Source organism: Ectothiorhodospira sp. 9100, assembly GCF_022227565.1.
Lineage (GTDB): Bacteria > Pseudomonadota > Gammaproteobacteria > Ectothiorhodospirales > Ectothiorhodospiraceae > Ectothiorhodospira > Ectothiorhodospira marina.
In genome coordinates this window covers 1-11,835 of sequence record NZ_JAJNAN010000066.1, presented here as the reverse complement: position 1 = coordinate 11,835, position 11,835 = coordinate 1, and the positions used below count along the sequence as shown (strand labels likewise).

Below are 11,835 nucleotides of genomic sequence, written 5' to 3'. Positions count from 1 at the left end.
TGAGATGGGACATGAGGCGTGGCCTTCCGTGCCCGAGCTTTTCCTGGCTGCACCTGATTCGGCGGACCCGGCCAACGCGGCTGACAAGAAGGAACTTCGGGAGACGTTGCTGGCAGTGCTTGAAGATCTAGATGACAGGCACCGGGGGGTGATCGTCATGCGGTTTGGGCTTGGCGGCCAGGAAGAGATGACGCTCGAAGAGGTCGGCAGTCGCTTCAGCGTCACCCGCGAGCGCATTCGCCAGATCGAGTCCAAGGTGCTGAAATGGCTTTCGCATGATTCGAGAAAAGCCATCCTGGGGCCGTTCATGGGTGAGGGTCAGGGTCTTCCACTACAATCCCTGGCTCAGGGAGCAGACCGGCTCAAGGTACGGTCTTCAAGGTCGCGGCGCCTTGCTACGGGTGGCTCACCCAGGAGCTCTGAAGGGCACGGGGGATGTCTTCGTAAATGACAGGGAGAACGCGACAGGCGCCACCCAGAGCCGGGGCAATGCTTGAGGCACTGAGGGGCCTGGGATATACGACGGCGGCTGCTCTGGCGGATGTCATCGATAATTCGATATCGGCCGGTGCCTCCTTCGCAAGGGTTGGTTTTGAATGGGATGGTGAGCGTAGCAGAATCTCCGTTCTGGATGATGGGCGGGGCATGACCGATTCCGAGCTTGAGGCGGCCATGACGCTCGGCTCGATCAACCCGCTTGATGAACGCTTGCCCTCGGATCTCGGACGCTTCGGAATGGGCCTCAAGACGGCATCATTCTCGCAGTGCCGATGCCTTACCGTGGCCTCCAGAACACTGGCTGCGGGGATCTCCTGTCTGCGCTGGGATCTGGATGCCATTGCTGCCGATCCCGAGGGCGGATGGCGAATGTTCGAGGGAGCCAGCCCAGGATCCGAGCCATTCGTGGAGCCTCTTGAAAGCTTGACGTCAGGGACGCTCGTGCTCTGGGAACGCATGGACCGGATTGTCACACCGGGATATGAGCTCGAGGATTTCGCAGACCTCGTGGACGATGTGGAAGCCCGACTGAAGATGGTGTTTCATCGCCTTCTGGAAGGACCTCGTCCGCGCTTTCAATTAGTCATCAACGGAAAGCCCGTGGCGCCCTGGGATCCGTTCATGATGGGCCATCCGGCCAAGCCATGGGAGTCCCCCATCGCCAGAATCCGTACTCCGTCCGGAGAGGTCGAGGCTCAGTGCCACGTACTCCCCCACAAGGACAAGCTGTCGGATCAGGACTTCGACATGGCCGGTGGCCCTGATGGCTGGAACACACAGCAAGGCTTCTACGTCTACCGTAACCACCGGTTGCTACTGGCCGGGGGCTGGCTCGGTCTTGGTCGGGGAAGGGCATGGAACCGCGAGGAATCGCACCGTCTGGCCCGAATCAGGCTGGATATCCCGAACACCGCCGATGCTGACTGGAAGATTGATGTCAAGAAGTCCACTGCCCGGCCACCGGTCTTCGTCCGATCCTGGCTGTCTTCCCTTGCCGAGGATACCAGGGAGAGGGCCCGCAAGGTCTTCGCGTATCGAGGCTCGCCTGCTCCGGGGGCGGGGGGAGTGCCGGTCGAACAGGCCTGGAGGGTCGAGCGACTGCGCGGAGGCATCCGGTATCGAATAGACCAGCAACATCCCGCCGTGGCTGCCGTCATGGAGTCCTGCGGCGACAGATCCGATCTCGTTCGCGCGATGCTGCGCATCATCGAGGAGACCGTCCCGGTGCAGCGGATATGGCTGGACACTGCCGAGCATCGTGACACGCCGACAACCGGTTTTGTGGGGGAGCCAGAGATGGCGCCAGACGGAGTCAGAACCGTACTCATGACCTTGTACAAGGACATGGTTGGGCGGCGCGGCATGGGCCCGGAGGCGGCGATCAGGGCTCTGGCCTGCACGGAGCCATTTCAGAATTACCCCGGACTCGTTGCGTCCCTACCGGAGATCGTCGCCGAGTCCCATGAAGGGAGTAACGAATGATGGAAGAACGGAGCAAGGTCCTTCAGAGGGTGCTGAGTGTTGCCCAGGCACTTCTTGCCGACGCCATGGAGAAGGGCGAGGTGACGCCAGACCTCATCGCCGAGAAGGTCGATGTGGCAGCAAGCGTGATCTCGCCGGGGGAGGGGTTTGACCGGGGAGAGGCCGTTGCCGAACTGATAAGGCGCTTCAGCATCTGGATCGGTGGTACATCCATCCTGTCCGATCAGACGGGTCACAAGGACTGGCTGACTGCTGCCCGAAGGAAGGACTGGCGCTACTGGCACCGCTATAGGGACTACCTGGAGGGTAGTATGCCCGTCATGGCTGTCGAAGCCCTTGATGACGCCACCAACCAGATTCTGGAACTACTTGAGGATCCCCTGCGCGAAGGGCGCTGGGACAGGAGAGGACTTGTTGTCGGGCATGTCCAGTCGGGGAAGACCGGTAACTATACGGGCCTGATATGCAAGGCTGCCGATGCCGGCTACAAGATCATCATCGTGCTGGCCGGTCTGCACAACAACCTGCGCTCCCAGACCCAGATCCGCCTTGAAGAAGGCTTCCTCGGCTACGAGACGTCCGCGAAGAATGATGTTGTTCGCTACATTGGTGTTGGTGAGAGCGGCAGGGATGCCGAGATCCGCCCCAATTGCGCGACAAACCGGTCTGATAACGGGGACTTCAATACCAGGGTAGCAAAGCATCTGGCCATCTCGCCGGAGCAGCGTCCCTGGCTGTTTGTGGTCAAGAAGAACAAGACGGTGCTGGACCGCCTTCTCAAATGGATCCGGAATCACGTTGCTGACTCGAAGGATGCCGATGGACGCCCGCTTGTTTCAGGTTTTCCTCTCCTGCTCATCGACGACGAGGCCGACCATGCCTCCGTTGATACAGGGGAGCAGGATTTCAACGCTGACGGAACTCCGGACGATGAACACCAGCCCAAGGCCATCAACAGTCGTATCCGGAAGATCCTCCACTCATTTGCCCGCAAGGCCTATGTCGGGTACACGGCAACCCCGTTTGCCAATATCTTCATCCATCGACGCAATGCGACCAGGGATGAGGGGCCTGACCTGTTCCCGCAGTCCTTCATCATCAACATCTCTGCCCCGTCCAATTACATCGGCCCTGCGCGTGTCTTCGGTCTGCGTTCAACGGATGAGAGGATCAGTGGTCTTCCCCTGACGCGTCAGGTCGAAGACCAGACTGATTCGACCGGGCTTGATGGCTGGATGCCCCCCCGGCACAACAAGGCCCATGTCCCGCTGTTCGATGGCCATGACGAGATTCCGCCTTCCCTCAGGGAGGCGATCTCGGCCTTTGTCCTGGCGTGCGCTGTCCGCATCGTTCGCGGGCAGGGGCGCAGGCACTCATCAATGTTGATCCACGTGACCCGTTTCACGGCCGTTCAGGGGGAGGTCCGGCGTCAGGTCGAAGAAATCGTGAAGCGTTTCCGCCAGTGTGTGGAGCGCGGATTCGGACGTGATGAGTTGCTGGGAGAATGGCGGCGCTTGTGGGAGGAAGATTTCGTGCCGACCTCGGCTGCCGTGGCTTCAAGCATGGAAGAGGCGGGTGCCGAGTTTGATCTTCCCCGGTGGGGAGAGATCGAGGCCGTCCTGCCAGAGGTGTTCGGGGATCTCAGCGTGAGGGCGATCAATGGTTCCGCCGGAGATGTTCTCGATTACGCCGATCGAGAGGAAACCGGACTCAAGGTCATCGCCGTGGGCGGCGACAAACTCGCCCGGGGACTGACGCTTGAAGGTCTCTGCGTCAGCTACTTCGTGAGGACCACGAAGATGTATGACACGCTCATGCAGATGGGGCGCTGGTTCGGCTATCGTCCTGGATATCTGGATCTCTGCCGTCTCTACACAAGCCCCGATCTGGTCGAGTGGTTCGGGCACATCGCCGATGCGGCCGAGGAGCTACGCCAGGAGTTCGATACGATGGCGGCCATCAAGGCAACGCCCGAGAACTATGGCATGAAGGTCCAGTCCCATCCGGTTCTCATGGTGACCTCTCCCCTGAAAATGCGCAGCGCGAGGAGCCTGCAGTTATCGTTCAGCGGCGAGATCCTCGAAACTGTGGCCTTCCACCGCGACCGGAAAAATCTCGAAAAGAATCTCATTGCAGCGGAGCGGCTTTTCGAGTCGGCGGGTGTGCCATCCCAATCGGGTATTATCTCCCGAAGCAGGGGCGGCGCGACCCAGGAATGGAGCGGTTTCCTCTGGGAGCATGTGCCGGCCGAACACGTGATCGACTTTTTCATGGGCTATCTTACCCACCCCGCTGCCCGCAAGGTCAACAGCCCGCTGCTGGGTGATTTCGTAAAGGCCATGGCGGCCAGCGGCGAACTCACTTCCTGGACTGTGGCGCTTATTGGCGGTGGTGATGGAGCCTCGCATGCCTTCTGCGGGAAGTATGAAATCGCAAGGATGATTGCCCGTAAGGCGAAGCCAGGGAGCGAGCACTACTCCATCGGACGCCTTCTGTCCCCAAGGGACGAGTCGATCGACCTCGACGAGGATGCCTGGAAGGCTGCACTGGAACTGACGATCTCCGCCTGGACCAAGGATCCGGCTCGAAGGACCGAAGATACAGGTAAGAAGCCTCCCAGGGCTCCCAGTGGTCCCAGTATCAGGAGAGTCCGCGGGCTTGGAGCCGATGGCGTTCAAGGGGCTCCAGAACGTGGACTCTTGCTGATTTATCCCATTGATCCGGGGGCGGCGGAACTTCCCCCCGAATGGGCGCCCGCCGACTGGCCGCCTGTTATAGCCTTCGGGGCGAGCTTTCCCGCCAGCCGTTCGACGACCACGGTCAAATACGAGGTGGATCATCTCCTCTGGGAAACAGAGTATGCCGCGACCGATTGACGAGTTCCTGGCTGCCTGGCAGGCCCTTTCGGGATGCAGCGTTGAGGCGGGGGGGTGGCGCGGCATTCCCGTCACCCCTGCCGGCCCCTGCAGGCTCATGGCCGCGAGGAGATTTCCCGGTAATGAGGAGGCCCTCCTGGCTGGATTCCAGGGTGTGAGCCTTGCGCCCTCTGAACGCCTTCCTGAAGGAAAGGGGTTCGAGGTCGTCCGGGCTGATCCATATGGGGATGGAAAAACCTGGATCGCACTGACGCGCAAGGAGTCTGGAAACCCTGAACTCTTCGCCGAGATGGTCAGCGATGTGGCGGGAGCAATGGACGCTGTTGTGAGGGAGGGTGAGGACTCAATCATGGAAACCTTGCTGCGAAGGATTCGTATGTGGCAACAGTTCATGTCGCGTGGTTCCACTCCACTGGGCCCTGAGGCCGAGCTTGGTCTCGTGGGCGAACTCAATTTCATGGCCGCCCTTCTGGACTCGGGTGTCTCCATTGAAGAGGTTCTCAGGGGGTGGGTCGGACCAGACGATGCACCTCACGATTTCCTGATCGGGGATGGTGCCATCGAGGTCAAGGCAACCATGTCCTCGTCAGGGTTCCTCGTCAAAATCGGCTCCCTCGAGCAACTGGACGATTCCATGGCATCGCCCCTGTTCCTTGCCGCTTGCCGCTTCTCACGAGAGGGTGGTGGTCAGACACTCCCCGAAATGGTTGCCGAAATGGAGAGGCGAGTCACCCAGGAGCCGGGCGCTGTGGGTTTCCTGCGGGAGCGGCTTTTCGTGGCGGGATACACCGAAACACATGCAAGGCTTTACACCCGAAGGTTTGAACCAAGGGAAAGCCGCGTTCTCTCGGTGTCCGACGGCTTTCCGCGCCTGACGCCAGGCATCGTGCCCGCCGGAATAACACGGACTCTCTACGAACTCAATCTGGATCATGCCGGGGAGTTCATTACTGACCTCGGTTCCACTCTAAAAGCGCTTGGAGCATCAGGATGACCCTGGAGGACTTTTTCGCCGAAACCCGGGCTGAGATTGCGGCCCAGATGAGCGATGGTTCGCCATTCGCAGAGCTCGTCTTCTGTGAGGTGGTGATGCAGCACTTGGTCGATGCCGGGATGACATTTGAACCCGTTATATGTCATTTCCAGGGAAAGATCGGGAATGCGAATCTCAGGCTGAGTGGCTACGCAATTTCTGAAGAGTGCGATCAACTTGACCTTTTCGTCAGTCTCTACAAAGGCGTGGAGTCACTGGTCGCTATACCCGATCAAGATTCCAAGACAGCAGCTCTGCAATGTGTGCGCTTCCTGGAGCAGTGTGCTGCAGGCCGTCTGGCGAACAAGCTCGATCCATCGAGTGACGTCTATTCCCTCGCTCTCACCATCCGGGAGATCTACGATGAACTGGAGCAGGTGCGAGTCTTCGTGCTCACTGATGGAGTCGTAAAGTCAAAAAGTTTCAAGCCCAGAGAGGTTGGTGGGAAATCCGTGCGCCTTGAAGTCATGGATATGGAACGTCTGTTTCGGCATCTGTCCGAAGGCAAACCTCGGGATGAGCTTGTTGTGGACTTCAACGAGGTGGCTGGTTCACCATTACCTTGCGTCTACGTACCGGATCGGGACGGTGAGTATGATTATGCCCTGACCGCGATCCCGGGCGAGGCTCTGCGCTTCGTCTACGAAAAGTTCGGCCCACGGCTGCTGGAGGCCAATGTTCGCTCCTTTCTTAGTGTGAGGGCCAAGGGGGTCAATGCGGGTATCCAGAGTACTCTGCGCTCGCTCCCGGAACGCTTCATGGCCTTCAACAATGGCATCGTTCTGGTCGCTGACGAGATCAGGCTCGACCGCGCCGAGGATGGTTCGCCTGGCATTGCGTGGCTACGGGGGATGCAGATCGTCAATGGCGGGCAGACGACTGCTTCGATCTACTTCACCAAGAAGAAGTATCCGGATACCGACCTCGGCAAGGTGCGGGTGCCCGCGAAAATCATTGTCATGAGGGACGAAGATCCGACAAAGGAGGAAGCCCTCGTTTCGGACATATCCCGTTATGCCAACTCGCAGAACGCTGTCCGCCAATCCGACCTATCTGCGAACAAGCCCTTCCATGTCGATATCGAGCGCCTGTCGCTATCCATATACTGTCCGGACGGCATCGGACGCTGGTTTTATGAGCGGGCGGCGGGCAGCTACAACACACTTCTTGCGCGGGAGGGTAATACACCGGCAAAACGTCGTGCGCTGAAAAACTCGATTCCTCCCGCACGTAAGATCACGAAGACGGATCTGGCAAAATACCTCATGGCCTGGGATGTCAAGCCTGAAGTGGTTGGGCTTGGCGCACAGAAATGCTTCAATCGTTTCATGAGCGCCCTCGGCGAGGCAGAAGCGGCCGGAAAGCCTGTTGTTCCTGATCCAGCCTTCTTCAAGGCATTGGTAGCCAAGGCAATCATCTTCAAGGCCATCCACAAGACCTCGCGGCCCCTGGTTTCTGCTTTTCTCGCGAACGTCACAGCCTACACGGTGGCTGTGGTCGCGGACTCTTACGGCGAGGACTTTGATCTGGAGAAGGTCTGGCTCAGACAGGGGGTGTCACCCCAATTCATCGAGCAGGTGGAAATATGGGCGCGAGAGGTCAACGAGCGCCTGCATGATACGGCCAATGGAAAGATGATCTCGGAGTGGGCGAAGCGTACCGAGTGCAAAAGTGCCATGTTCTCCCGCCCTTTCTCACCGCCGTCGGTTGACGTGCCCGAAGCGCGTCGGAGTTAAGGTTTGGCTGATGTTGTAAACCAGGCGACTCGAAGCAGGATGATGTCCGGCATTCAGGCCAGGAACACGAAGCCCGAGATCATCGTTCGCAAAGCCCTTTTCAGGGCGGGGTTCCGTTTTCGACTGCATCGAAAGGATCTGCCGGGTACTCCGGACATCGTTTTGCCAGGGCGGGGGGTTGTCATCTTTGTTCATGGCTGCTTCTGGCATGTTCATGAAGGCTGTCGTTACGCCAAGATGCCTACTTCACGAAGGGACTTTTGGGAACGGAAACTGTCGGCCAATGTCTCGCGGGATTGCCATAACCGGTATGCCCTCTTGGCCGCCGGGTGGAGGGTGCTTGTGGTGTGGGAGTGCGCAACACGCTCTGCCCACATCCGCGATGCGCTACCCGATCTGTTGGGTCACTGGATAAATGGATCGGAGCGCACCGGGGAGCTTGGGTCAATCAATACCTCAACAATCCTCTGAATGATCTGACTTCCTGTCTGCGTAGTCCTGCAAATCTTTGAAGAACCTGGATGACGCATGGTGAAATGCTCCACAAACCTTGTTTTCCAGGTCTTCAAAAATGGCTCTAATACGGACGGCATCACCTTCGAGATCTGCAGTAACGTGGCTATTCAGACCATGCTGTAGTAGGTTTAGGCATAGATCTCTTGCGATGGTCTCCGCCGGAGGGAGCCGTAGTTCGACTTTATCTAATGGTGCAGCCGAAGCGCATAAAAAATCTCCCATTTCATGCAGCCACGATATGGTTTCTGGCATGGGGAAGCGTATATCAAAAGTTGGAAGTTGGCTTGGTCTATCAAGAATGCGTACGACATTTTCTCCGTTGATGATGCTGGCCCACCAAAGGCCGCTATCCACGTCGCATGTGAATTTGAATTCGTCATCCCAACCCAAGCATATTGGGCTTCGGCCATAGAGATCGAACCAGTAGATGAAGTGTTCTTCCAGATTCCTGATGGTGCGAGCATCTTGGTCCGTCGTTTTCCATGTGCCGGCACTGTCATTACTCCATGATGCTTCGATGTGGAGCGAGTGATTTGTCGCGCCTAATCGTCCCACCGTATAAGTATATCCTTCCAGCTGCAATGTCAGTGAGGGTTTGAGCATGAAGACATGAACGGTATCGCAAGGCTCATCGTGGCCAGTCGCTACTGGCGCTATACCAATCCACGTTTCGAGCCGCATCGTCAGGCGGCCATCGGTGATGTTATGTAAGCATGAGGTCTCGCAGTCTCCGATGCTCGAAGTTTGAACACGCTCTAATGAAGTTAGGCCTATGTCGTGTGTTTCAACAAAAAGTAATGTCCGTGGGGCAAAAATGGGTAATCCGGCCAAGGGCAGTCCTTGTTCCGTGCTTTCTAATAGTGGAAGATGTCCATCAATTGGTTCATAGTAATGCAAGCTATGTTTGTCGAAAGTTTCCGATAGCCAATCGCTGATCTTGAACTCAGGATTCTTCCCATTGTCCGTTGCAAAAATATTCGCGTCAGTCATTTTGTCGAAAAGGTGGCCCACGTTATGTCCCTCGGCCACCATTTTGCAGACGCCAGACAGCATTTCTGCCAAATGATCCGCCCAGATTGGTACCTTGGTGGGTGACTCATGCCAGGGTTTTTCAAGGTAGGTGCCACGAAAGAGTCTCTTGAGGCAGTCGTTTGGTCCTTTTGTGCTTCCGGGGGCGTGCTTGAGGACATCCCCCGCCGCTTTTGCTATGGCGATATATTTGGATACTGCGGGCGTTAATGGTTTTACTAAAACTTCCGGATCACCTGCGGGATCCTTCACTGTGACACGTGTGACATATTTGTTGGCATCACCCGTTCTGGCTGAGCCTTCAGACTTGGTTTTTTCAAGCACGACGCCCCGCTTGCCGCGCGGCAGCCAGTCCAATATCGACGAAAGGTTTCGTGCGATCTGAATAAGGAAAACCCTGTCATTACGGTCCCGCTTATTGAGTCTCCAGCGTCCGTAGGTCTCTCCATGTCGCTCTTTTAATTCTTCGAGCTTTACGAGTATTTGGTCTCTATTTCCCGCGTGTTTTTCACCCAGGGTTTTGGTATCGTCTGGTTCTTTTCGGCCGCGCTGGTGAGTCCTGTTTTGGCTTCGATTATTGGGTAGTGTGATGACCTTTGCCATATTAGTCTCCATGATGGCGGGACTCAGACCAGTCGCGAAACTCAGCAAGCACTTGCCGGGCTTCTTCAGTTATGCGCGTGTCACCCCTTGCCCGCTTGAGAGAGAAAGTCCGTGGAAGATGGTCATGACGACCGAAACGCTCCAAGGCATGAGTCGCCTTATAGCCAAGGCAAACGACCGCGCCCGGCTGTAATGCCTGGATCTGTTTTCGGGCTGCAAGCTGCCAGGCTCTCTCCATTGTTGAGACATCAGGTAATTTGTCTTCCCTGGTTCGGAAAGGAAGCATGTTAATGAAGGATACTGTGTTCACATCCACTCTGGCAGCTTGAAGTGCTGCGTTGATGACGCGCCAGATGGAATGGGTTTTCTGTATTGACATCCAGGCTTTGTTGACTTCCTCGAATGCGGAGCTCACCGATGATGGAGAGGCGTCTCGGAAGGCACGGAGTTTTTCGTACAGAAGGTTATCGGTGGGGTTTCTACGGTAAGCATCACCACCTCCACCAGGATTGACCCCAATGAAGACGATGCCGCCAGGGTGGTAGGAGGGGCCAACCCAGCCGGGTGCTGGCGTCCGAGCATCATCCAACGCGGTTATCGGCGTGAGGGCCTGATCCGCAAAGATGTCGTCGCGCTTCAATTTTGCTACATCATGGAAAACCCGGGTAATGGTCTGCATGGGTAAGGCCTCCAGCTCGTGAGTGCATCCTGGTGATGGGCCCGTCTCTCCGGGCTGTCACGCCTAACCCCGCGTTCGGGGAGTGGTCACGGATGAAGGTATTGCATCCGCCCACCCTGTCGGTGTTACTCGCGCGACCGCCGACTGCGCGCTGCCTCGCACACACCACGAAAACTGTTGACAAGGATAGCGGCGAGCGATCAAGACGTCCCCACAAAATTGCGCTGTATATTTGCGCTAAATGTGGGGAGATTATTGGGTTAAAAGGTTAGCGAAGATCGCGCCAGTACAGACCCTGGCGCGGGCGCTGGGAAGGAGAGCCCGTCAGGGCGACGGTTTGGAGGGCGAGGAACTGCTTGTGTCGAGACTGGGAGTTAATGCTCCAGCGCGCGGAGGTGGCAAACCCCAGGGATAGGAGACACGGAATGTGGTGGTTATGTGGGATTGCGGGCGCGGTCTGAGGCGTGCCTCGTGCTTCAGATGGGGTGATGTTCGTCGAGGAGGGCAGGCGCGGCGATCAAGACAGGTAGTCCATGAGGCGTCGTGGCGTGGGTGTGGTGGGCGGGAACCCAGGGCCCATTTTGATCCGTATTTCCCTGTTGCCTGCCGCCCAATGCAAGGCGTCGATAACCTGCCAGCGATGGCTGGGGGATCCTCGCCATCCAAGTGTCCAGGGCCTCACCCCTCAAGCTACTCGGGGCTCCGGCCCATTCTCACGTTCGGTACTCGAAGAGGTCCCCCACCTCGCAGGCAAAGTACCGGCATAGCGCGTCCACCACCTCCAGGTCCACCCGTGTGGCGGTCTCCTGGTAGAGCCGCGTAATCGTCCCGCGATTGATGCCCGTATCGCGGGCGACATCCGAGATTTTCAGCTTCCGCTCGCCCATCAGGCGGGACAGGTTGCACTTGATCACGACCCCTCCAAAAACAAATTGATCTCCTGCAGGTAAAAAAAACTTGCAGGAGGTTCTATTCGGCGCTATATTGCTCTCCAGGAGATCAAAAAGACCCTTTCCAGGGGCTTCTTGCTCTTCAGGCGCTTATCTTACCAATAGGAGAGCTTCGATGTCACAGGAATACCTCACCACGGCCGAGCTGGCCGAACGCATCAAGTACGACCCCCGCACCATCAGGGAGCGGCTGAAGGACTCGGTGCTGCTGGAGGGCGTGCATTACGTGCGGCCTTTCGGCGGTCGCAAGACGCTCTATGTCTGGGAGACCATCGAGCGGGACATGGTCAAGCATTCCCGCAGCGAGGGGTTCTCGTTGCCGATGGCAAATGGGGGCGTGTGCAATGGGTAGCGTGCGTGTGCGTCCCCAGACGGGGAAGCTGTTCATGGATTTCCGCTACCGAGGGGAGCGTTGCAGGGAGCAGACGGCCCT

At 57.6% G+C, this 11,835-nt stretch carries 11 protein-coding genes; 8 read left to right on the top strand and 3 right to left on the bottom strand.

Going from position 1 to position 11,835, the window contains the following annotated elements; translation table 11 throughout:
• The 6 genes from LPW29_RS14005 to LPW29_RS13980 all read left to right on the top strand — a co-directional run.
• A partial coding sequence (locus LPW29_RS14005; RefSeq protein ID WP_238628519.1) for a sigma-70 family RNA polymerase sigma factor occupies window positions 1-451 on the top strand: 451 nt, incomplete at its 5' end.
• Complete coding sequence (locus tag LPW29_RS14000) at window positions 448-1,980, top strand: ATP-binding protein (RefSeq protein ID WP_338018706.1); 1,533 nt, start codon at window positions 448-450, stop codon at window positions 1,978-1,980. The genes LPW29_RS14005 and LPW29_RS14000, both read left to right, overlap by 4 nt.
• Entirely contained in the window at window positions 1,977-4,856 is a 2,880-nt protein-coding gene (locus LPW29_RS13995) for a Z1 domain-containing protein (protein WP_238628517.1), read from the top strand. The genes LPW29_RS14000 and LPW29_RS13995 overlap by 4 nt, the downstream gene beginning before the upstream one ends.
• Window positions 4,840-5,850 carry a PD-(D/E)XK motif protein gene (locus tag LPW29_RS13990; RefSeq protein WP_238628516.1) on the top strand — a complete coding sequence of 337 codons (1,011 nt, stop codon included), beginning with the start codon at window positions 4,840-4,842 and terminating at the stop codon, window positions 5,848-5,850. The genes LPW29_RS13995 and LPW29_RS13990 overlap by 17 nt, the downstream gene beginning before the upstream one ends.
• Window positions 5,847-7,625, top strand: coding sequence for an AIPR family protein (locus LPW29_RS13985; protein WP_238628515.1), 1,779 nt, complete (start codon window positions 5,847-5,849; stop codon window positions 7,623-7,625). The genes LPW29_RS13990 and LPW29_RS13985 overlap by 4 nt, the downstream gene beginning before the upstream one ends.
• Window positions 7,626-7,628: 3 nt before the next feature.
• Window positions 7,629-8,096, top strand: coding sequence for a very short patch repair endonuclease (locus tag LPW29_RS13980; RefSeq protein WP_255705808.1), 468 nt, complete (start codon window positions 7,629-7,631; stop codon window positions 8,094-8,096).
• Here LPW29_RS13980 and LPW29_RS13975 read toward each other — a convergent pair.
• The 3 genes from LPW29_RS13975 to LPW29_RS13965 form a co-directional block, all read right to left on the bottom strand.
• Window positions 8,082-9,773, bottom strand: coding sequence for a hypothetical protein (locus tag LPW29_RS13975; RefSeq protein WP_238628514.1), 1,692 nt, complete (start codon window positions 9,771-9,773; stop codon window positions 8,082-8,084). The genes LPW29_RS13980 and LPW29_RS13975 overlap by 15 nt on opposite strands.
• Before the next feature lies 1 nt (window position 9,774).
• Window positions 9,775-10,452 carry a hypothetical protein gene (locus LPW29_RS13970; protein WP_238628513.1) on the bottom strand — a complete coding sequence of 226 codons (678 nt, stop codon included), beginning with the start codon at window positions 10,450-10,452 and terminating at the stop codon, window positions 9,775-9,777.
• A gap of 713 nt (window positions 10,453-11,165) precedes the next feature.
• The gene (locus LPW29_RS13965; RefSeq protein WP_238628512.1) at window positions 11,166-11,366 is read right to left on the bottom strand and encodes a helix-turn-helix domain-containing protein; all 201 of its coding nucleotides are present in this window, start codon (window positions 11,364-11,366) and stop codon (window positions 11,166-11,168) included.
• Window positions 11,367-11,517: 151 nt separating this feature from the next.
• On the opposite strand from LPW29_RS13965, the gene LPW29_RS13960 reads away from it, so the two are divergent.
• Both LPW29_RS13960 and LPW29_RS13955 read left to right on the top strand, forming a co-directional pair.
• Window positions 11,518-11,754, top strand: a complete 237-nt coding sequence (locus LPW29_RS13960) for a hypothetical protein (RefSeq protein WP_238628511.1) — start codon at window positions 11,518-11,520, stop codon at window positions 11,752-11,754.
• The coding region (locus tag LPW29_RS13955; RefSeq protein WP_338018707.1) for an Arm DNA-binding domain-containing protein at window positions 11,732-11,835 on the top strand (104 nt) is incomplete at its 3' end. The genes LPW29_RS13960 and LPW29_RS13955, both read left to right, overlap by 23 nt.